Annotated in this window: 16 protein-coding genes, 1 pseudogene and 1 CRISPR repeat array; of the genes and pseudogenes, 4 read left to right on the forward strand and 13 right to left on the reverse strand. The window is 66.8% G+C overall.

Going from position 1 to position 21,484, the window contains the following annotated elements; all coding sequences use genetic code 11:
• Nucleotides 1-57: 57 nt before the first annotated feature.
• The 8 genes from cas1e to AB0M43_RS38875 form a co-directional block, all read right to left on the reverse strand.
• Nucleotides 58-933, reverse strand: a complete 876-nt coding sequence (gene cas1e, locus AB0M43_RS38840) for a type I-E CRISPR-associated endonuclease Cas1e (protein WP_363732754.1) — start codon at nucleotides 931-933, stop codon at nucleotides 58-60.
• Between the two features lie 50 nt (nucleotides 934-983).
• A complete protein-coding gene (cas6e, locus tag AB0M43_RS38845) occupies nucleotides 984-1,619 on the reverse strand; it encodes a type I-E CRISPR-associated protein Cas6/Cse3/CasE (protein WP_363732756.1) in 636 nt (211 codons plus the stop codon).
• Nucleotides 1,616-2,356 carry a type I-E CRISPR-associated protein Cas5/CasD gene (gene cas5e, locus AB0M43_RS38850; RefSeq protein WP_363732759.1) on the reverse strand — a complete coding sequence of 247 codons (741 nt, stop codon included), beginning with the start codon at nucleotides 2,354-2,356 and terminating at the stop codon, nucleotides 1,616-1,618. The genes cas6e and cas5e overlap by 4 nt, the downstream gene beginning before the upstream one ends.
• Nucleotides 2,353-3,459, reverse strand: a complete 1,107-nt coding sequence (gene cas7e, locus AB0M43_RS38855) for a type I-E CRISPR-associated protein Cas7/Cse4/CasC (protein WP_363732761.1) — start codon at nucleotides 3,457-3,459, stop codon at nucleotides 2,353-2,355. Before cas7e ends, cas5e begins: the two co-directional genes overlap by 4 nt.
• Before the next feature lie 5 nt (nucleotides 3,460-3,464).
• Nucleotides 3,465-4,043: a type I-E CRISPR-associated protein Cse2/CasB gene (gene casB, locus AB0M43_RS38860; protein WP_363732763.1), complete on the reverse strand. Its 579-nt coding sequence runs from the start codon at nucleotides 4,041-4,043 to the stop codon at nucleotides 3,465-3,467.
• Nucleotides 4,040-5,569 carry a type I-E CRISPR-associated protein Cse1/CasA gene (gene casA, locus AB0M43_RS38865; RefSeq protein WP_363732765.1) on the reverse strand — a complete coding sequence of 510 codons (1,530 nt, stop codon included), beginning with the start codon at nucleotides 5,567-5,569 and terminating at the stop codon, nucleotides 4,040-4,042. Before casA ends, casB begins: the two co-directional genes overlap by 4 nt.
• Nucleotides 5,570-5,768: 199 nt before the next feature.
• Entirely contained in the window at nucleotides 5,769-8,660 is a 2,892-nt protein-coding gene (gene cas3 / locus AB0M43_RS38870) for a CRISPR-associated helicase Cas3' (RefSeq protein WP_363732766.1), read from the reverse strand.
• A 76-nt stretch (nucleotides 8,661-8,736) separates the two neighbouring features.
• Nucleotides 8,737-10,046: a CRISPR direct-repeat array (repeat unit 29 nt; unit sequence GAGCTCTCCGCGCAGGCGGAGGTGAACCG).
• A gap of 84 nt (nucleotides 10,047-10,130) precedes the next feature.
• Complete coding sequence (locus AB0M43_RS38875) at nucleotides 10,131-11,363, reverse strand: IS30 family transposase (protein ID WP_363732769.1); 1,233 nt, start codon at nucleotides 11,361-11,363, stop codon at nucleotides 10,131-10,133.
• Nucleotides 11,364-11,954: 591 nt separating this feature from the next.
• Here AB0M43_RS38875 and AB0M43_RS38880 point away from each other — a divergent pair.
• Nucleotides 11,955-13,493: a hypothetical protein gene (locus AB0M43_RS38880; protein ID WP_363732772.1), complete on the forward strand. Its 1,539-nt coding sequence runs from the start codon at nucleotides 11,955-11,957 to the stop codon at nucleotides 13,491-13,493.
• Nucleotides 13,417-14,046: a barstar family protein gene (locus AB0M43_RS38885; protein WP_363732774.1), complete on the forward strand. Its 630-nt coding sequence runs from the start codon at nucleotides 13,417-13,419 to the stop codon at nucleotides 14,044-14,046. Before AB0M43_RS38880 ends, AB0M43_RS38885 begins: the two co-directional genes overlap by 77 nt.
• 109 nt (nucleotides 14,047-14,155) lie before the next feature.
• On the opposite strand, the gene AB0M43_RS38890 is transcribed toward AB0M43_RS38885, so the two are convergent.
• The 5 genes and pseudogenes from AB0M43_RS38890 to AB0M43_RS38910 all read right to left on the reverse strand — a co-directional run bounded on the left by AB0M43_RS38890 (nucleotide 14,156) and on the right by AB0M43_RS38910 (nucleotide 19,446).
• A complete protein-coding gene (locus AB0M43_RS38890) occupies nucleotides 14,156-14,380 on the reverse strand; it encodes a hypothetical protein (protein WP_363732777.1) in 225 nt (74 codons plus the stop codon).
• Between the two features lie 141 nt (nucleotides 14,381-14,521).
• Complete coding sequence (locus tag AB0M43_RS38895; RefSeq protein WP_363732779.1) at nucleotides 14,522-14,941, reverse strand: replication-relaxation family protein; 420 nt, start codon at nucleotides 14,939-14,941, stop codon at nucleotides 14,522-14,524.
• 101 nt (nucleotides 14,942-15,042) lie between these two features.
• Nucleotides 15,043-15,387 (reverse strand): annotated as a pseudogene (locus AB0M43_RS38900) (replication-relaxation family protein); the annotation flags it as partial.
• Nucleotides 15,388-15,559: 172 nt separating this feature from the next.
• On the reverse strand, nucleotides 15,560-18,055 hold the full coding sequence (locus AB0M43_RS38905; protein ID WP_363732781.1) for a type IV secretion system DNA-binding domain-containing protein: 2,496 nt from the start codon (nucleotides 18,053-18,055) through the stop codon (nucleotides 15,560-15,562).
• A gap of 524 nt (nucleotides 18,056-18,579) precedes the next feature.
• Entirely contained in the window at nucleotides 18,580-19,446 is an 867-nt protein-coding gene (locus AB0M43_RS38910; protein ID WP_363732784.1) for a hypothetical protein, read from the reverse strand.
• Between the two features lie 638 nt (nucleotides 19,447-20,084).
• On the opposite strand from AB0M43_RS38910, the gene AB0M43_RS38915 reads away from it, so the two are divergent.
• Together AB0M43_RS38915 and AB0M43_RS38920 are read left to right on the forward strand one after the other, a co-directional pair.
• Nucleotides 20,085-20,594: a hypothetical protein gene (locus AB0M43_RS38915; protein ID WP_363732787.1), complete on the forward strand. Its 510-nt coding sequence runs from the start codon at nucleotides 20,085-20,087 to the stop codon at nucleotides 20,592-20,594.
• A 541-nt stretch (nucleotides 20,595-21,135) separates the two neighbouring features.
• Nucleotides 21,136-21,396 (forward strand): helix-turn-helix domain-containing protein, encoded by a 261-nt coding sequence (locus tag AB0M43_RS38920; protein ID WP_363732788.1) that lies wholly within the window; start codon nucleotides 21,136-21,138, stop codon nucleotides 21,394-21,396.
• Nucleotides 21,397-21,484 lie beyond the last annotated feature (88 nt).

The following is a 21,484-nucleotide window of genomic DNA, read 5'->3' on the forward strand; positions in this document are numbered from 1 at the left end:
CTCACCCCGATCGAGTTTGAGACACTACACAAGGCCACTCAACCGGCCTGAACACCGCTAACCCCGCGAGTCAACCAAACCGGGGGCAGTCCCGTCGGGTTCGATGTCGAGTTGTGGGGTGTCGGGGGTGAGGAGTCGTTGGATGTCGTTGACGATTCTGGGCATGAGTTTGAACAGGCGTAGTTCGCTGCGGAAGCTTCTTCGTGCTTCCTGTTCGGGGTTGAAGGAGTCGTGGAGTCCGAATGCCAAGGGGATGGTGAGGTGGGCTTTGTACAGGTCTGCGATGTCGTAGACGAAGGCGTTCTGGGTGCCGCTGTGTACGAAGCCGAGGCCTGGTGAGCAGCCCATGGCTTGGATGGCGGCGTGGACGATGCCGTAGAGACACGTGTTAGCCGATGATAGGGCCAGGTTGACGGGATCCTGTTGGTCCCAGGACGCAGGGTCGTAGCTTCGGCGGAACCGGCCGATGCGGTGCTGCTGGGCCAGGACACGGTAGAGGGCTTTGATGCGTTGCCCTTCCATGCCGCGGAGCTGGGCCAGTGTGGTGCCTGCGGGTACGGTGCCGGTTCCGAAGCGTTGTTCGTACATGCGGATGGCGATGTTGAGCCGCTCGTGGTCGTCGGCCCAGCGGCGGGCCTGTAGTTCCAGCCAGCGGCTGGTGAGGCTGTCGGGAATGATGCCGGAGTAGCAGCGAACTCCCCCGGATCCGGTGCACAGCACCGTTGTGCCGTGCCGTGCGAGGGTGGCCAGTGCCGGTTGGGTGATGGAGGTGCCGGGGCCGAGGAGGACGCAGCTGAGTGCGGCGGTGGGCAGGTACACCTGTTCGGTGCCGCGGGCGGTGGCGATCTGCGCGCAAACCCCGGTGTCGTCCTGCACTACGCGTACGACGTCGAGGTACAGGAACGACAGCGAGTCTGCGATCTTGGGGAGCATCGCGACGGTGGGGGCTGCGAGACGGCGGCGCGCAGTGTTGTTGGGGAAGGTCACGTGGGTCGGCGGGCGGGGGCGATGCTCAGCAGCCCGCAGCCGTAGGACTTTCCACGTCCTACTCCGGTGGTGATGGCGTTGCGCAGGGCCTCGGGGTCGGTGATGACGGCGAGTCCGTCGTAGCGAGTGACCGCGTGCAGGACGCGGGTCTCCTCGTCGCGTTTTCCGGTCATGGTGGTTTCGGGGACGCTGTCGAGGGTGTGCAGGCCCAGGCCGCAGCGTTCAGCGCGTTCGGCCCACCATGTGGCCGCCTCGTGCCCTTTCAGGGACAGTGCCTGGCCGGGTCTGCCTGCGGTGGTGTTGCGGCCGAGGCGCCGCACGGCGTTACCGGCGAGCCGGTAACGGACGAACAGTCCAGGGCGTAGTGCGTCCAGGAGTGCGGTGAGGTCGCTGACACGGCGGTCCTGGTAGCCAGCCGGCAGGGTGGACGTGTCCGGCGGAAGGCCGGTCTGCACGAGAATGGCGTCGTTGTCGACGCGATAGAGGACGCCCGTCTGCTGGCGGGCTTTGTCGCCGAGTCCGTCGGGGACCAGGGTCATGACCCTTTTGTGTAGCCGAACGGCGTCGCGGATCTCCGAGGCGACCGACCGGCTGCGCGGGTCGGGGACGAGTCGGGTCAGCCATGCTTTCACTGCAAGCGCTCCAGGTATGCGGCGAGCTGATCAAGGTATGTGGCTCCGTACCCCGCGCAGGATGTGGCGGGCAGGGTACGGGTGGTGCTGTAGGAGGACCGCACGGCGTAGCGGCGGGCGCGGGGGGCGAAGGTGGCGGGTTCGTCGGTGAGTTCGGACACGGCTGCCCCGTCGGCGGTGGGCCGATCGGCCACGATCGTCACGGTGACCGGGTCGCCGTCGGCCTCCCGCGCCAGGGGCAGGGTTTCGAGGTGGTCGACTGGGTCGGCGACGACGGCCAGGAGGATGGGCCGCGAGGGAGGACAGGATCGTCTGCCCAGGTATGGCGCCCATTGCGGTGCCCGTAGTGCCTGTGCGCAGGCGTCGATGGTGGCGGTCGGTCCTTCGACGGCGACGGTGAAGACCGCGTCGGCGAGGTAGTGACGGCGGGTGACCATCGTGGCCGCGTCGGGTCCTCGGCGTTTCCCCTCGGCGGTCGGCACAGTCTTCTTGGGCGGCAGCCCGCCTCCGATGGTGTGGAAGTCGATGATGCGTCTTCCGGGCCGGTCGATGCGGATCGTGAACGACAGGGCTCGCAGGTCGGTGAGGTCGGCGTCCCGGGGCAGGCCGAGGGCTGCGGCGAGCAGTCCGATCAGCCCGGACCTGGTGGGGTGGGTGTGAGTGTCGCGGTCCCCGAAGGCGCTGTGCTCACCCCAGGACTGCATCGGGCCGGCCAACTGTAGGAGCAGGCCGCTCATGCCGCGGGCAGCCCGGCGCGCACGGCACCGTCGATGAGGGCGTCGTAGGAGTTCGCGAGGTCGCCGAGTCCGTCGAGGGGCTTGGGGTCCACGCCGGCGTGGGCGTGGTGTGCCAGTCCGGTGGTGCCGAACAGGCGGTGCGCGGTGGTGGCGTAGGTGGCCAGGGTGTCGCGGGACGGTGCCGCCCAGCCGGTGCCGGTGGCGCGGACCGGTGCCTCGAACGCCGCCGCGAGGGACATGGGCCGGTCCTGGCGGACTGCGACGTAGACCAGGTCCGGGATGGTGTGGGGGGCGGTGCTGGTCTTTTTTGCTTCCGGCATCGAGGAGATGAACGCGTGCAGGAACGCCTTCGTCAGCTCGGCGGCGGTGCCATGATCGGGGCCGAGGTTACGCAGCAGGTCATGCACGGCGATCGTGGCGTAGCGGTAGAAAACGCCCGAGCTGAACTCGGCGTTGTTCATGTGGGCGCTGCCCGCCTCCTGCCCCCACTGCTCACCCAGGTCGTCGACGGCGGTGAAGAAGTCCGCCTGCGCGGTCACCTCGTGCGTGGTGAAGGCGTGTGCGACCTGCACGGCCCCGTCGACATTGGCGCCGGGCAGTTCAGCCAGCATCCGGCCAAGGAGGTTGATGATGCCGTTGCGCGACGTGAGGATCTGGTTGACGCGCTCCGTCGGCAGGGCCGCGGCGGGCTTCTTGCCGGTGGCCGCCTCAATGGCGTCACGGTGTTCGACGGCCAGGTCCGCCAGCTCCGCGACCGCGACCGTCGGCAGGTACAGCAGGGCGGACGTGGCCCCGCCGTCCTCCTCCTTCAGCCCGCCGCCAGCCGACAGGACGACCTGCCGCCCGGCACGGTCGGCGAGCTCCTGATCCCACTCCTTCTCGACCAGCAGCCGCGACACAGCCTCGGCGATCTTGCGGGTGCGGTAGGCGGCCTCTCCGGTCTGCGACTCGATCTGCCGGCGTAGCGCCCGCTTCCAGCTCTGGCTGGAGATACGGGTGCGGTCCTTGCCTCCGAACAGAACCGACTTCGGCGAGCCGAGGTCGTCCCTGTTGACGCAGGAGTACGGAAGAGTCTGCAGGACGTGGATGTCGATGTAGGTCACGGTGTTCAGCTCTCGTTCGACGTATCGGGACTGGGACTGGGGCTTGTGGTGTCCGAAGCGCGGCGCAGGGTGCGGTAGTAGTCCTGTAGCCAGCGTTGGGCGATGCGGTCACGGTCGCTTTCCCACCGGGCGAGATCCCACAACAGGCTCACCCAGTCCGGCTCCTGCCCACGGGCGTCCAAGAGCCGGATAACGGCGATGAGTTGGCGGTGCACGCCGTCGAGGTTCTGGCGGACGAGGAGATGCAGGCGCCCTTCAGCGGTGTTGTCGCGCAGGCCACTGTGGTTGACGGCCGCCGCCAGAGCCTGACCGAGGGAACGCCCCCCGGACTCGGTGGCCGGCTCGCGGTCGCGGGCCTGGCGGGTGCGGGAGGCGATGAGCGCCGCGACCCCGTAGTGGGCGCGTTCCATGGCGCTACCGGCGCGGGCGTGAACCTTCCACGCGATGACGCGATGCATGCGCGGGGACAGTTCCACAGGCTTGCCGAGCCCGGAACGCAGGTCAGATCGTGCGCCGGGCTCGGTGATACGTTCCTTGACGTAGGACACGAAACCTGCCGGTGAATCCGGGTCCGGTGTCGTCATGCGGCCTCCTTGGTCATCACACTGATCAACAGACCCCGAGCGCCCTCACAGGCCCGGGCACCGCGGGGTTGCGCGCGGGTCGTGGCGGTCACGCCGTCATAGACGCCCAAGGCCAGCAAAACGAAACGGCGGGCCGGAGCGTCGAAATCCGCGTCGCGCACAGAGGTCCAGAACTCCTGCTCGGCCAGCGCCCAGTAGTCAGCCGCCGCACGGGCGGGCCACGGGCCGTCGGGCACTTTGCCCGCGGGGCCGCCCCCTGACGGGCTGCTGTAGGCACGCCACGCCTGTTTCAAAGCGAACCCGAGACGGCTGGCCGCCAACTCAGCGGCCTCCCGTAGCACCCGCACGCCGACGGCGGCAACCGGATCGTGGTGTTCCAGCAGGCCCAGAACCGGCGGGGTGATCGCGGAGAACCACTGCTTGTCGCGGGTCTGCCCGTCCTGGTCGAAACCATATGCGCGCACCCGTAGGCCTCGGCTGAATTCCTTCGACAGGTGCTCAGCGCAGTTGTGGAAGATCAACGGCTGGCGCGCCGTGGACGTGGGCCGGGTCTGCAGGAGAAGCGCGTCCACGTCACGGAACAGTGCTCTGGACGCGTCGGCCTGTCGGGTGTAGAGGTTGCCGTCCTTGGCGACCTGGATGATCAGGTACGGGTCCTCGACCGGCAGGTTGCGGGCACGTGTTCCCCATGTCAGATACGCGTCGACAACCGATTCGTGCTCGGCATCGGGGACCAGGAGCAGCGAGTGATGGGCACGTGCCGTCAGCATCGAGCGGTACCCGGCGACCGGGCGCGGCACGGCCAGGGGATCGGGAAGATCGTCGCGTTCCCACGGGCACAGATCCTCCTCGCCGCTCGCCCACGGCGAGGGGGCGGCGAGTCCGACCAGCAGAGTCTGGAACAGGTTACGGCCTACGGGATGGTAGGCGATCGTGGTGCGCAGAGGCCCGGCCATGGTGTTGGCCTCCTTCACCGCCCCGACCTGACGGGAGGTGCAACGCCCCGACGGCCCGTAGAAGTACTGGGCGATCAGAGCCAGCGCCGCCTCTGCGGGTGGCACCGCTACGGGGTCGGCGTCGCGGTGGTGTCCGTCGAACCAGGGCTGGTTGTTGCCGGAGGCCCGGGCGATCATCATCTTGTTGATGCCCGAACTCTTCGGACACTGCTCGGCCAGGCGCGGGTCTTGCAGGAACGGCTGCTGCGGGTGGAAGAGGTCGAACCTGTCTGCGCTGGCGCTGGCGTGGGTGCTGGCGTAGGCGTTGATCGCGTCGTTGTCGAAGGAACCGGCTTCCAGAAGGTCGAGCCGTTCCTCCGGCCAGTCCTCGTCGGAAAGCCGGTCGAGCCCTGCCACACGGACGGTGATCGCCAACAGGATGCGCAGCACGCCTTCGGCAGCCGGAGGCTGCGGGACGGCCAGGTCCTCGATCAGGTGAGCGTGGCGGAACAGGGAGGCCAAGCCGATGTGCTCGATACGCCCGTCGCGGCGTACGGGAAGCCATGGTTGGTGCCATAAACTGAAGGTCATGCGGTGAGCCCTTCACAGGGGGTTTCCCCAGGAAACTGGGGGTGAACCGGTTCATTGGACAGTCAGGGACATGTCCCGACGTCTCTCCCCGCGCAGGCGGGGGCACGGGCGCGAACCCGCCTGGTCATTGGCATTTAAGGGGCCAGCCGTGGCCTCGCCTTCTCCGAAGAGAAGCGCGGCCACGGCTAAATCCTAAGGTTCACTGGACCGTTAGGCCGGCTTCACGGCTGAGAATCCAGGTCCGATCACCGACAGCCACCTCGTGTATGACACCGGCTCCGCCGGGGAATCGCAGCATGCGCAAGTATTTGAGATGGGAGTTTTCCTCCCAGGTCGCGGGGACGACGGTCTGCGCTGGGGTCGCCTTGGCCATCAGGCCGGCGCGGAGGGGAACCGTGTGGCGCATGATCAGGCGTTCCTGGTCTCGGGTGAACCTGTTGTCGCGTCTTGGCGTGGGTAGCCGGATGTAGCGGCACAGCTCGTCCAGCCACAGGTCGCCGCGTTCGTCGTGGTAGCAGCACACGACCCGGTCGGCGTCGGCTCCGAGCCGGGTGGCCACCATGTCCTCGGACAGGCCCGCTTCGGGGTTGCTGATGCGGTACAGGTTCGGACGGGCTGTGGGCTTGGGGATCGCGACGAGTTCAGCGAGCGCCTTTTTGGTCTGCTCGTCGACTTCCCGGTCAAGGTCGAGCCCGAACAGTTTGTCGGGATCGGCGGAGGCGAAGTCCCTCGCGTACACCTCATCGACCAGTCCCTGGACGTCTGCGGGAACCTCGATCGGCGCCCCTTCCCTGCGCGACAGGAGCTCGAACGTGCGCAGCAGCAGCGAGGGCGAGTACACCTCCCCCCACGATCTGGGCACGCTTAGGGCCCCTGACTCACCGATCGGCGCCAGTACCCGCACCTGTGGGCCGGTGTTGGCCCGCAGCGCTGGGTCCCGATCGTGGCGCCAGCAGCGGCCCGCGCGTTGCAGGATCATCGCCAACGGGGCCAGGTCGGTGACGATCAGGTCGAAGTCAAGGTCCATCGACTGCTCAATGATCTGGGTGGCGACCAGAACGCCCCGCCCGGGACGTCGGCCATCCTTGCCGTAGGACCCTTCAGCCTGGGTGATGAGCTCCTCACGCCGATAGGCCGGGAACCGGGCGTGCAGCAACGCCAACTGTGGAGGATCGGGCAGCTTCTCGAACCAGGAAGCCAGCATCCGGTAGGTCTGCTGAGCCTCGGCCACCGTCGTGCAGATCACCGCCGCCGTGCCACGCCCATCGACCACGGCCTCCAGCTCGGCCCGGATCGCCGCCGCCCGCCCGCCCACCTCGTCGGGATCGTGGGAGTGCCTGACCGCTACGACGCGAACATCTAGCGACCGAGGCCGGTTCGTGGCGACCTCCCGCGGCTCGCTCACCTCCCCGGACACGGCGTCGACGAACACCCAGCCCGGATAGCGGGCCTCCACCGATACCGGCGCCGCATGCCCGGCGCCGTCGCGATACGCCTGCACAAGGCTGGCTGCGGTCGGTCCCGTCAGGGTCGCAGACAGCAGCACCACCGGCACCTTGAACGCGCCCAGCCACTGCAAGAGGCGAACGATGAGAGCGTGCATCCACGGGTCGTAGGCGTGCGCCTCGTCGATGATCACCGTCTTGCCGGACAAGCCCATCAGACGCAGCACGTTCCAGCGCGTCGGAAGCACGCCTGTTAGCGCCTGGTCGATCGTGCCAACGCCCAGCGGGGCCAGCAGCCCTCGACGGGCGCCTCGCAGCCAGGAGGTGGCCGCCACCGAGGTGCTGCCCTCCGAAAGAATCGCCCCGCTTTCATCAGCGTTGTCGACCGTGGCGGTGCTGGGTTCGTCGTTCATCCAGGACATGCTGTGTAGCAGGATCAACGCGGCGTCATCGGTCAACTGACGTGACGCGAATTCGGCGACGCGACGATGGATCTGGTTGGCGGTGGCCATCGTCGGTAAAGCGACGAAGATTCCCGACGTACCAGCCGCACGGCCCAGGACCTGGGCTCCGAACAACGCAGCCTCCGTCTTGCCGTCTCCGGTGGGCGCCGTCACCAGCAGCAGCCCCGGCCCGCGAACCAGCCGTTCCAGATCGTGGTCCAGGCTGGCCTGTAAATCGTTGGGCGTCGCGATCTCAGGAAACATGTCCCTAAACCCTCCCGGCGACCACCGCGCCGGCGACCCCAGACCCGCCCTGCGAACCGCCGCAGGAGCCGACCGCCGCGCCGCGCCCAGGTGAACCCTGAGACCGTCAGCATCCGCGACCCAGTCCGGTGCCGGCCGTGATGCCGTGATCAGATGCTCTTGGCTGGCCAGCCAATCGGCCACGATCACCAACCCCAGCACCTGGGTCGCGACCGTCGATCCCAGCAACCTGACCAGCGGCTCAGGGCTACCCGTCGTATGGTGTACCGCCTCGACGAGACGGACGCGCTCCTCACTCCAACCCGCCGCGCCTAGGCCCGGTTCGAACCTTGCCGGGTCGTCCCACTGGTCAGCAGGAAGCGACCGATTGAACGTCCCGTGATGTCCGCCCAAAAGCTGGCCGATCTGATGCGGAACCGACGACGCAGGCGTCCGCCCCGGCCGATATCCCCGTAGGAGTAGCAGATCTGGGAGAAGAAGGTGACCAGCCCTGTCGTGCCGAATGTCGGCCGCACCCCCCGGAAGCGCCGACGGGTCCTGCCACCCAGAGCCGACAAGGCAGCCGAACGCCTCCGGCTCCATTTTCTGGAACGACGGAACCACCTTGCCGACATCGTGGAGGCCAGCAATGAACATCACCCACCGGCGGGCATCCTGCTCCGACCTGTCCAACGCGCTGGCGATGCTCTCGCGCTGCGCAGGTGAAAGGAACGACTCCCACAACGCGCCAGCCATCTCCGCAGTGTCCAGGAGATGGCAGATCAACGGATACCGAAACCCCAGACCACGAGACTTGCCCCAGACACGAGCGTCCACACCAGACTGCCCACCCACCATCCACTCATCAGACCACGCCCCCCAAGCAACCCCACCATCAACCATCCGCCCTATAAGCATCAACCGACTAGACACTTCCCAGAACGGTAAAGTCAGGCACATGCCGCCCTCCCCGACCAGCAGCCGCCACGAAGGTCAAGAATTGATAACGCCCTCCTAAAACCCCAGGTCAGGAAGGGAGCTCTCCGCGCAGGCGGAGGTGAACCGTCCGTCAAGGGGCCCCTGCCCCCGGTCGAGGCGAGCTCTCCGCGCAGGCGGAGGTGAACCGTCGTAATCCGTTCCCCCCTTGCTGAACCGGACGAGCTCTCCGCGCAGGCGGAGGTGAACCGCACTGCGCCGAGCTGGCCCCGGTCGAGAACTTGAGCTCTCCGCGCAGGCGGAGGTGAACCGCTGCCCATCGACGGAGCACCCGCCCGGGTGGCGAGCTCTCCGCGCAGGCGGAGGTGAACCGCGCATGGTCGCCATGGCCCAGGAGGTCACCGGGAGCTCTCCGCGCAGGCGGAGGTGAACCGTCGAGGACGTACCGCCACCTGGTCCGGCTCCGGAGCTCTCCGCGCAGGCGGAGGTGAACCGATCGTCGCCTACCACGCCGCCCGGGGCGCTACGAGCTCTCCGCGCAGGCGGAGGTGAACCGACGACGTCATCCACGGTGAGGGTGCCGTCCTGGAGCTCTCCGCGCAGGCGGAGGTGAACCGTCGTGCGAGTGTCGCGCCCACGTCTTCGGTGGGAGCTCTCCGCGCAGGCGGAGGTGAACCGCCGAGCGGCTGGGCTACCGGGACTGGGGACCGGAGCTCTCCGCGCAGGCGGAGGTGAACCGTCGATGGACAGCGTCCCCTCCTTCAAGCCGCCGAGCTCTCCGCGCAGGCGGAGGTGAACCGCGACTCAACCTCTGAGGAGGCCCCCGTGGTCAGAGCTCTCCGCGCAGGCGGAGGTGAACCGCAGTGGTCCTCACCCATGACCGGGACGAACACGAGCTCTCCGCGCAGGCGGAGGTGAACCGGTTCGAGCCGCGCGACCCCGTTGTGCGGGTCGGAGCTCTCCGCGCAGGCGGAGGTGAACCGCAGGAGGCCCACGGGGTCACCCACTCCTACGCGAGCTCTCCGCGCAGGCGGAGGTGAACCGAGTGCGAGCGGATCTGCGACAGGGCGTTCGTCGAGCTCTCCGCGCAGGCGGAGGTGAACCGAGGAAGCCGCACCTGGGCGCAACGCCCACCGCGAGCTCTCCGCGCAGGCGGAGGTGAACCGCCCTACTGGGAGTTCCCGGGCGGCACGGTGGAGAGCTCTCCGCGCAGGCGGAGGTGAACCGTTGACCGAACGTCCAGGTATGAATGACGGAGAGAGCTCTCCGCGCAGGCGGAGGTGAACCGGCGACGTCACCTTCGACCACCGCGGCGTCGCCGAGCTCTCCGCGCAGGCGGAGGTGAACCGCATTCTCCGGCTGGCTCCAGCCGACCGAGCAGGAGCTCTCCGCGCAGGCGGAGGTGAACCGTAGCACCACCGCCGAACACCAACCAGGAGAGCAAGTGTCGTCGTCGGCTGAATACTGACCAGGGATCGTCGGGGCGGGTTCTACTCAACGTCGCAACACTGACGGATCGTTCGAGGCTAGCAGCGCAGCGAATCGGTCGGCCGGCGTGTAGTCGTTGAGTACGAGTCGCGGACGGCTGTTGAGTTCGTTCTCAACCGCGAGCAGGTGTTTGGGCAAGTGAGCGTTCAGGTCGGTGCCCTTCGGGAAGTAGTCGCGTAGCAGCCCGTTGGTGTTTTCGTTGGAGCCGCGCTGCCACGGCGATCGGGAGTCACAGAAGTAGACCGGCGCGCCGAGGGACTCTGTGATCGCGAGGTGGCGGGCCATCTCCGCGCCCTGGTCCCAGGTGATGGAGCGCAGCAGTCCGGGCGGTAGGTCGGCCATGCGGCTGGTGAGTGCGTCGTGGAGCGAGTCGCCGTCGCGTAGCGGCAGATGCAGGAGCCGGACCAGGCGAGTCGTGCGTTCGACGAGGGTGCCGATCACGGACCGCTGGTCCTTGCCGACGATCAGGTCACCTTCCCAGTGCCCGGCCTCGGACCGGTCATCGGGCTGAAAGGGTCGTTGGTGGATGCTGCGCATGGGCTGCTCGAACCGTGGTCGGCGTCGCTCGACGCGTTGATGCGCACGCCGGTGATCCCGGCCGGTCCGCAGCGGCGAGCGCCGCTGGGGAGCCAACCTCGACGGCCGCATCAGCACCGAGCCGGGCTGGTAGACCGCTCGGTAAATGCTTTCGTGACACAGCCACATCCCCGGCTCGCCGGGAAACCGGCGACGCAGATGCCGACTGATCTGCTGCGGGCTCCACCGTTGGGCGAGCAGCCCGCCGACCAGGTCGCGCAATCCGCGGTTGGTCTCGAGGCGGCAGCGGTGGTGTCGGGCGCGGCGGGCGGTCGCCTGGCGGTGCGCCTCGAACGGGCGGTAGTGACCGCCGGTGGCGTTGCGGCGTAACTCGCGGGAGACCGTCGACGGCGCTCGGCCCACCTGATCGGCGATCTTCCGGACACTAATGCCGGCGTGGTGCAGGTCCGCGATCATGATCCGCTCGTCCTGAGAGAGGAACCGCGCGCTGACCTGACGCACCGCCAGCCGATCTAGCGGCGCGACGAACCCGACGACCTCACCGCGGCGGTAGGTCTTGTAACCCCGCGACCAGTTGTTACCTGTCGTCCGGCTGACCCCGACCTCCCGGGCCGCCCCCAAGATGCTCCACCCGCGCCCACGCAGCTCCATGAACCGCTGACGCTTGGCCGACAGCGGACGCCGCCCCGGCCCCTTCTTCACACGACGAGACGACGACAACACGACTCCCATGATCTAGGAAGCGTTGCAACCGTCAATAGAAACCACCAGGACGCCAGGGGGTCAGTTTTCAGGATCCGTCGACACCTTCAACGAGTGGGTGCCTGCCCCGCGCGCAGGAGGCGGTCCTGTCGGGTGACGGGGCGGCGGATGCGTCGATCAGCGCTCCACTTCGCCGAAAGGTCAAGTCATGGCCCCCGAGCGACTCGTTTGGTGCGGCGGCCGCCTGTACCTCTGCCTCGCGTTTGGCCCGCTGTGGCCGCTGGTGGAGGTTGCGCCGATTCAATCCAGGTAAACGTCAACGGCACTTCGGAAACTCCACGCGGGGACACGGATTCTGGTTCACGCACACAGAGTGTGGTCGACAGGTCTCGATGTCGTCATGTCTCGGCGGGCTGCTCCGTGCGCTCAGAGTGCGGTGTGCGCGAGCCTCGACATCGACTCGCCCAATAATTCGAAATGTCCGCCTTTTCAGTCAGCTAGCCGACTGCGATCGGTTGGCGGCACGAATGCCCTGGCCACCCAGGGTTGATTGGTGAAAGCATGGAGTGATCAACGGGGCTCGGAGGTCGAATGAGATTCAGCGAGCACTACAACGTCATGCCAAGCCAGGCCGATGACTGGTTTGACACATTTCTCCCCGCCGACACCAAGCTTGCCGTAGACCCATTCCTGATATACGAAGATACCGAGTCACATTGGGAAACCTCGCACGGAAGAATCTTGAGCTTCTTCGCCCTACTGTTTGAGCTCGTTGCAAAATCAGGCGGTAGCGAAGATTCGATGTATTGGAAGCAGGCCAAAGGGCTTCTACTCTTTCCGGAACCAGCCGAATTTTGTCTAGGGGTTTCGGAGGGGACTCCATTGGGCTTAGGGTCGGGACCCGACCTTCAGGCTGGAATGCTCGAAGGCATTCGAACTGCCGTAGGTCTCGGATATGAAAACATTTCACACATGGAGACTTTAGCACTCTTTCAGGGCGGCATGGGATTAGACCGCATCAGCGACGCCGTATGCAATATTCTGAAAAGCTATTTCATTGAGTACACACAGCAGGTCTGTGCGAGACACTCAATTCCCGTTGAAGAATTCCAACTCGCCCACGCTTCATGGAGTGAGGAATACGCACGATGGAGCGACCGGAAGGTCAAACTTCCACTAAACCCGTATGTTACGAAGCGTCGCATTCCCGTACTGCTTGTGCCCGAACGTTTCCTACGAGACATCCCCGTGGTTACGGCCAATGGATTTTGGAGTTTTGCGTGGTCCAGCCACGGCGAGAAGCTTAGAGGTGACTTCAATTTTGATATCGCCCGGAATGTTAGCCGAACGACCAAAGCTCGGATGGCAAGACAGAACCCGGACGTAGTTGCTGACTATTTAAGTCTACTGGAAGGGGAAGCCCATGACTCCTACGATATCTATCGCGACCCGAAGCTCCTAGTCAACTGGTATGAAGCCGGGGCTGGACTCTCCCAGAAGAAAGGCTTGTCTTTTGTACCCGAAGGGCCGCACGAATTCGCAGCATTTGTTCGCGAGCTTGTTCGCTCCTTCAAGCATTCAGTCGAACAAGGCCAAGGCTGGGTACTCCTATGGGCCAACAACAGAGGCGTAGCAGAAAGGGCCGTTCAGGCACTATTCCGCAGCGTTACAATCCACTATTGCAGGGCGCATGGAATAAGCCTTTCCGGCGAAGCCAATGCCGGTCGCGGCCCGGTGGACTTTAAGTTCTCAAAGGGCTGGGACGCCAGCGCTCTGGTGGAAATCAAGCTGATGCGGAACACTCACTTCTGGGATGGAATTCTCGCGCAGACGCCAACGTATGCCGTGGCAGAGGAAGTTGAGCACGCCATTGTTGTTGCCATTGCTTACACGGACGCCGATATGAAGGCATCTCGGCTTGCAAATGTCGAGCGCGCCGCCGAGATAGCTTCTGAGATCAGCGGCATTTCCGTAGTTTCAGAAGTTGTCGATGCTAGACAAAAGACGCCTGGATCGAAACTCAAGGCTGACCCGGAGGCACGACGAAGGGCGCTTGCCGGAGAAGATCCGGGAGACCTCTCTGTCGCAGACGATGAACAACCCGACGACGATGAAGAAGATGAAGACTAGGGCACCTCCAACCCTGAGGCGTGCGACGATCTCGGACGTGAGCCTCCCCAGCCTGACTCGATGTGCCTCGCCATGGGTTGCCTTCACCGCTGCGGCTGACCCGTGGGTGGCAGCTGAGTTGACAGAGCTGCGCGCTCAGGGCGGGCTCGTCTGCGTCCTGGACGGCCGCGATCTCCACGGACCGGCCGCCGTGTTCCGGACGTTCGCCCGCGAGCTCTCCTTTCCCGACTACTTCGGCCACAACTGGGATGCACTGGTGGACTGCTTGCGCGACGGCCACGGCCACGGCCACGGCCACGGCCAACCGTACGTAGCGGTCCTGATAGAACACGCCGACGGACTCCTCGGCATGGACTTCCTGGGCGTCTTCATCTCCGTGCTCTGCCAGGCGAGCTGGCATGCCAATCTCAGGCTCGACGCCGACGGGATACCCTGCGAGGACGAGCCGCCGTACGCACTGCACTTCGTGCTGCTGCTGGACCGCATCCCGCCAGCCGCCTTCGCGAAGGGCGTCGCTCGAGGCATGGACGTCGGCATTGACCTCACCGCTTGACGGTTGACCGCGACCCTGACAGGCGAGCACTGGCCTGGAGCTGAACCGGCAAACCCTTCCTGCCACCACCATGACGCTTGACCAGCCCCCACGATCTACCGGATAGGCCCTATGCCTGCCCGACAAGTTCGAGTCGTATAGCCGGCATCCACGAGTCGGCGAAAGGCTTGATGCCCCTCTGTGGGGTTGACCGAGAAGCGAACCTGAGCCTCCCGTACTCGATGACCCGGTGGGTGTCTCCGGCCAGCATGTTGAAGACGCGGTCGGCGTCTTCGATGCTCTCGAACTCGACCAGTTGCCCGTCCCGAATGTACGTCTGGCGCTCAAGCAGCATGACGGGCTCGTCCGCGAAGCTCCAACTGTTCCAGCTCGTCCCAGGCGGGCATCCGGGGCGTGAATGATCTCGGTGATCGTCTCGAGTTCCAAACCCTGGGACGTGAGCACGCCGAACCCTCCGCAGGTGGATCGACTTCGGCTACTTGTCGTCGTAGCGGCCAGGGTTGCTGAGGCTGGTGGGTCCGTGGTCGCTGGGTAGGTGGTGGAGTGGGTAGGGGCCGCCGTATCCGGCGAGGTGCCATACCGGGCCGGCGGGTTGGGGTCCGTGGGTGGCGATGGCGACGGGGATGTCGATGCCGTTGAGTGCCGCCAGGAGGTTGTCGCGGCGGCCGTTGCTGGGGACCCAGAGGAGTACGGGGTAGGTGGGTCCGCCTTGATGGTGGAGTTCCCGGTAGGCGGTGAACTTGGACAGGACCCGGGCGTGGTTCTCGGTCCCGTTGTCGTGTTCGAGGAAGAACCCGACGGTGCGCCCGGCGGCGTGCCAGATGCCGTGGGCGTCGGGGTGGATGCCGAAGCGTTCGTAGACGTTGGTGGTGTGGTTCTCCGACCACCACCGCAACAGCGCGCTGCCCTCGGTGGTGCGGGTGGTGGCGACGAGGTCGACAACTGGTTGACGGCGATGGTGTGGGCGAGTTTGGGGCTGCCGGCGAGGCGTGCCATGCGTTCCATGTGGTTGCGGGGTGACACGCGTCGTGGGTTGTCGGGGTCGTAGGAGGCGTTGGGTCGTAGCCGGGCTCCGAGGGGTCCGAGGGAGTAGAGGTATTCGGTGACGCCGCCGGTGGCCTTGGCCCAGGCGTGCCGGGACAGCACCTCAGCTCGGTGCAGGACCGCGAGGCGGTCTTGTGCTCGTCGCAGGCTCGGGTAGAACAGGCTGGCGATCTGCCTCGTCGTGAGGATGTGGTGCTCGGCAAGGAGGTCGAGAAGCTGCTGGTCTCTCGGGGTGATGTGTCGGGTGTTGTCGAACAGGGCCGCGGCGGAGCTTGAGCGGGGTCGTGACGGGGTCATGGGGAGATCTCCATGCGGAAGGGTCCCTCCGTTGGAGGGTGTCTGAACGGGCGACGGACGTGGGTGGGTTCGGTCAGGGCCGTGTGCTGCACGAACACGCCCCACCCACCAGTTGGCGGGTGGGGCGTGGCGTGACGTGACGTGGATCAGGACGTGGGGCTCGACGTGGAGGTCAACGTGCGGGTTCCCACGGCCGGCCGTGGCTGGGTTCGCCCGGCCCGTTGTGACGCTCCTTGCGTTCCTGCTCGGCGGTGCTGGCGGCGGCGAGGTGCTCGGCTCGGAGTTCCCAGGTGCCCTTGTTCTGCTGGGGCACCCGGTCACTGGCCACCCGCCGGATCGCCTCACCATGCCCCTGCAGCGGTTTGGGCGGGCTGGTCTTGATCGTGAACGCCGGTTCCTGGCGGCCGTCGACGACGAGGCGGGCGATGGCGGTGTACGCGTCGAGGTGGGCGAGGTCGTGCACGTCGAGTTCGGGTTCGACGTGCACGCCGAGGGTTTTGGCGTCCTCAGGGGCGACCGTGAAGTAGATCTTGTTGCGGGCGTTCGCGCTGACCGCCGAGAGCAGGTCCTTGGGGAACTGCGCGAGGTCCTGGTGTGCGAGGACCATGCTGAGCCGGTACTTGCGGGCCTCGGCGAGCATCTCCCCGATCCCCGTGGCCAGGGTCAGGAAGTTGTGCGCCTCATCCAGGTACACCGAGCAGTCTTTGCGCTGTTCGGGTTTGATGGCCGCGCGGGCAGTGGCGGCCTGCCACACCTGGGCGAGGATCAACGATCCGAGAAGGCGGGAGGTGTCCTCACCCAGGGTTCCTTTGGGGATGCGGACGATGAGGATCCCGCCGTTGAGGATGTCGGCCATGTTGAACGAAGACTTCGGATAACTCATGGTCTTGCGCACGAAGTCACGCAGCAAAAACGCCCGCAGCCGGGCGAGGACGGGCCCGATGACCTGCGAGCGCAGAGCGGAGGGCATGCTGTCGTACCAGGCCCAGAAGCCGCCGAGGCCGCTGGAGTCGTGCAGGTCGGCGGTGATCTCCGCACGCAGTTGGGAATTGTTGAGCAGCGGCGGGATCAACTGCAAGGACACGTCGGGTTTCTTGAGCAGCGTCAGGCAGGCGACGCGCATGACGTCGTCCATGCGCGGCCCCCACCCCTTGGCGAAGATCGCACCGCAGATCGACACCAAGTTGTCGACGATCAGGTCCTTGTCGGCGCCGTCGCGCAGCTCGAGGGGGTTGAGCGTCGGTGGGTGCAGGATCCCGTCGGGGTGGTCGCGGTCGGTGCGGTTTTGCAGCGGGTCAAACAACACCACCCGGTCGGCGACGTGCAGGGGCAGCCGGTCGAGGATGTCGAGCGCGAGGTCACCGTGCGGATCGATCACGACGGTGCCGCGTCCGGCGTTGATGTCATCGAGGATCATGTTCGCCAAAAGCGTCGTCTTCCCGGAGCCGGTCGTGCCGACCATGTGCACGTGATACCGCGCGTCGGCCGCGGTGAGGCCGACGGCGCGGCCGTCGACCTCGGTCGTGCCGAGCATCTTGCGCCGACCCCCACCCGTCACCGCGATCGGCGCGGGCGCCGACTTCGCCCGCGCCCTGGTGAGCCCGGCGACGGCGACGTCCTGGGGCAGGCCGGCGAGGGCGGCGAGTTCCGGGGTGCTGGTCAGGAACCCGGTACCCAGCCTGCGGGTTGTGAGGGTCACGGCCGGGGCGTGCATGCGGGTGCGGCGGGTCAGGCCGTTGCGGGCGGAGTAGATCGCGAACGCCGAGGCGATCGTGTCCCCCAACCCCCGCAACCTGCCCCTCGCCTTGCCCTTGGTCAGGCGCGGGTCGGCGGCCACCGCGTAGCGCACGGCGGTCTCCCACAGCGGGATGCCCGACACCTTCTCCGCGATCCCCTTCACGTCACGTTGCGCGAACAGGTCCGGCAGGGGCCGTGGCACGGGGGTCGTGTGCGTCTTGTTGGACACGAACAGGTCCATGATCCACACGAGTGGCTTGGCCGGGTTGAACTGCGCTGTCGCCGGCTTGCCGGCACGTAGCCGCTCCGCAGCGCGGCGGGCGCGGCGCACCCGAGAGGGCCTGGCGGGGCGGGCGAGGATCTGCACGGCGGCGTACTCACTGTCGTGCAGTTGGGAACCGGCGGCCAGCACCGGCCGCAGCGGGTCGATGTCCTGACCGGTGGCGAACGGCAGCCATTCCGGGGCGTGCGGCAGCAGATGACGGCCGGCAGCGGCCGGGCCGGTCGGGATCGGGCCGGCGGGTTCGTCGTGGATCGTGCACGACGCGCTCGGCCACGCCGAGCGCACGAACGTCTCCACCGCGCCAGGCGGGATCGTGCCCGGCACCCAGATGGAGATGGTCAACTGCCGGCCGGCCCAGGCGTACTGCCACACCACGTGCGGTGCGCCGAACACTACACGCCGCCACCATGACGGTGCCAGGGCCCCGCCGAGGTTGGACCACAACGCGCGTGCGCCTTTCGCGTCGACGTCGGGTGGCGGGGCGATGGTGATCAGCCGGGCGTTAGCGGCGTGGTACCGGTGCCGGCGGGCGGCGATCAGATTGCGTGCGGCGACAACACCGAACACGACGACGAGGGCGACGGCGGCCAGCCACGGCCGGTCGATCACCCAACCGACGGCGTGGTCGAGCCGCTCGTACAGACGCATGACCGGCTCGACCTTCACCGGCGGCGTCGAAGGGACAGGAGTAGGTGCTACGGGGGTGGGTGGGGCGAGGAGGGGTGAGGACATGGCGAATTCCGTTTCCGTTGGCAGGTGGGGCTCGTGCCCCGTGAGAAGTCCGGCGCGTGACCGGAGTCGATGAGGCGGAGGAGGTCCCGCCGGGGTCTGGGCGCGTTGCCCTGACACCTACCAATCGGCGTTTGGAAGAGCTGGCGAACGCGTCGACCCACACCAGGTCTCTTCCACGCCTCTTCCACCGATGGAAGAGCACTGTGAGAGCACACCCGCGTCGTCCGCAATGTCCGCCGCCGTCCTCTGCCAGACGACACCCCGACCTGGCAGAGCAGGGATACGGCCCTCCCAGCGACGTCCGGAGCTGGTCGAAGCCGCCACTTCGCGGTCTCCTTGTCCGGACACCTGGCCGGCGAAGCCCCGCGCCCTGAACCCGAGCACCCCCGGTAGGCAGCGACGCTCCGCAACACGAGCCGGCCGAGGACTCGGGTATGCGGTCAGGCTGCCGTCGCCAGACGCGGGCCGATGGTCAAGGTCCGTGCCTGGACGGAGGCCACGTTAGTGGTGCGGGCGGCGTCGGGGAAGGCGTGGCCGGTGAGCCGGCCGTCGGCGAGCGCCGACGCGATGCGGCGGTCCGCGCGGTTCAAGCGCATGCGCAACACATCGACGTTGAGACCGCGAGCCTCGGCGATCAGATAGCAGCTCCTGCCGCCGAGGCGCACGTCGATCCACGACTCGGCGTCATCCGAGGCGATGAGCCCGAGGTCGCGGGCATGGTGCACGAGCAGATCGACATGACGCCACGGAACCTCCGGCGCCCTAGAGCCGGGCGTCGTGTCCATGTCCGTCGACGGCACCTCAGCCTCGTCCGCGCGGCGCAGCGCACGCCCGGCCCGCCACCCTGCCCAGCACAACCTCGCGTACACCGCCGGCCGGGTCAGGTCCAGGTCCTCGCCGTGCAGGGCGGTGAGGTAGCCGGCGAGGATCTCCGCGTCGATGTCGGCCGCCTCGCCCCGGTACCCGGCGGTGAGCCTGCCAGCGCAGCGCACCAACGCGGGCACCGCCAGACCCACGGCGGCGATGACCCAGCCGGGCTCACCACGCCGGGCCCTCGTCACGGTCTCCCGCCAGATCACATCACGCGCCAGATGCGCATCAGGATGGTCGAGCATCCAGTCACGCAACCCCCGCAACGACCAAACACGCACAGGCAGGGTGCCGGCGGGAACGTCCCAGCGTGCGGCGAGCACATCGCAGTCCAAGACAAGCGGAGGGTCCGGTTCACGGGTCAGCAGGTTCCACGCATGGTCGACGGCGGCCAGGGCCGAGGACCTGGTCGTCAGGGTCGGTGCGGTGGTGGTCATGGCGGGCTCCTCGCGGGGTATGCGCCGGCCCCGATCGGGCGCCGGATGAAGCCCCCTAGTGACGCATCCACCTCTGTCACGCCTCTAACACCGCAGGTCAGAGCCTGTTTGCCCGCCATCGCTCGCGTGCTCCGCACGCCACGGACTATCCACACCTGTCGGCCATCCCACCGCATTTCGATGCCCTGACCTGGGCTTTTACCGCCAGTGACACGCAGGGCCTCGATTACCTCCGCCCGCCCCACGAAGCCGATGCGGACCGAGAAAGCGGCGCAGGGCGGCTCTCACAGCCTCTTCCACGCCCTACCATCGCTTCATGAAAGCCTTATAGGTACTGAAATCGGATCCTCTTCCATGGTGTTCACCCGTTAGAAAGAGGTCGCCAGGCCCTCGCGTGGAAGAGGCTGAAAGAGGGCGGGGCTGTTCGTCTGCCTCTTCCACGACGGGGCGCCGTTTGGAAGAGGCGGCGTGAAAGAGCATGAAAGAGACGGGCGGGCTGGGGCCTGTTCGTCAGCTCTTCCAAATGCCGATTGGTAGGTGTCAGCGCATCACGACGTACCCAGACTCGATGGCCGGCGGGGCGGTCGCCCACGAGCCGCGAGGCTACTGGCCGGATCGATCGCCTGTTAGCCTGCCTCGTGCGTATTCACTGGCAGCGGAGTGCGGCGATCTTCGGGCAACTACTTCGCGACCACGGCGTCGATTCCGAGGCGGTCAACAACGTCGCAGCGGCATGGGAAGCGTACTGCGAGTTCCTCCAGGCCGACGTCGAGGGCATAGACGAGACTCCGGGTTCGGACGCTGATGGTTTCATCGTTCAGTGGGGGCGGTGGAGCTGGAACGACGAACGTCCTAGCCTGTCCTTTACCAGGCAACTCGCCATCATAGCCGGCGACCAGGCCGATGCGGACTGGCTGCCGATCCTGTGGCAGGTCGAACTGCAGCTCAGCTTCGACCACGAACCGAACCTGGCCGATCTCGACGCGCTGGACACCTCGGACACCGGATGGTGCTTCAGCCCCGTGGGACACGGCCGGACCGCCGAGCTCGCCGCGATGCGCACCGACATGCAACGCCATCGGCAACTGCGAGCCATCTGGAACACCGTCCCGGTCAGCAGCCACTTGTCGTTCGAATGTATTTGTTGAGTCGACAAGACGGCAGCTCACGTTAGCTGAACCGGGGCGAGGTACTCGGCAGCCGATCAGCCCAGGCGCCCAGCGGGACGACGATAGTAGCGCGGCTAGTAGGACACCTCCCTCACCGCGGCAGGGCAGGTTCGCGAACGAGGACTGCCTGTATCGCGTCGATAACCGGACAAGGTCAAAGACCACGACGCACCGAAGACCCCGCACGGCGACTGCGGCCCATCCAGATCCGCAGCCACCGCATAGCCGTCTCCGTCCCACCCGGCGGGTCGGCCCCTCAGGTGCGCGGCGACAGTCCGGACCCAGCGGGGTGTACGCATCGGGTCGGGTCAGAATCGGCGCCCTGCAGGCCAACGCCCGACGACATCGCCGCAGTCCAGCGGGCCGTCCTGCGCGTCCCGGCCGGCCGTCCGACGGTGGCCTGCCAAGCCAGCAGGCCGTCTGATTCGGCCCGCGCCGCCCACCTACATCTGAATCCGCATCTTCGCCCTCAGGGGGCTCCCGTATTCGGGAGCCCCCTTTTCTGTTTCAGGAGCACCCCATGCGCCCCGTCACACGTACCTGGACTATCGAGGCGATCGAGGCGCTGGGTGCTTTCACCTCGCTGCTCATCGCCGCCGAGATCTTCGCCCTGTCAGAGAACCACGCCTACGAACTGGCCAACTCCGGCAACTTCCCGGTGCCGGTCATCCGCGTCGGCCGCCAATGGCGCGTGCCCACCGCGCCCATCCTCGCCGCCGCCGGACACCAACCCTGCCGCGATCCGCACACCGACGGGCAGGAACCGCCGCCGGCGACTTGATCACGTCGCGGAGTCGAGCGTCCATCGACACGAAATCAGATACCCGGCCAGCGATGGCCACCCCGCACAGAATGAGACCCCGTTATGG

Source organism: Longispora sp. NPDC051575, assembly GCF_040681875.1.
Taxonomy (GTDB): Bacteria; Actinomycetota; Actinomycetes; order Mycobacteriales; family Micromonosporaceae; genus Longispora.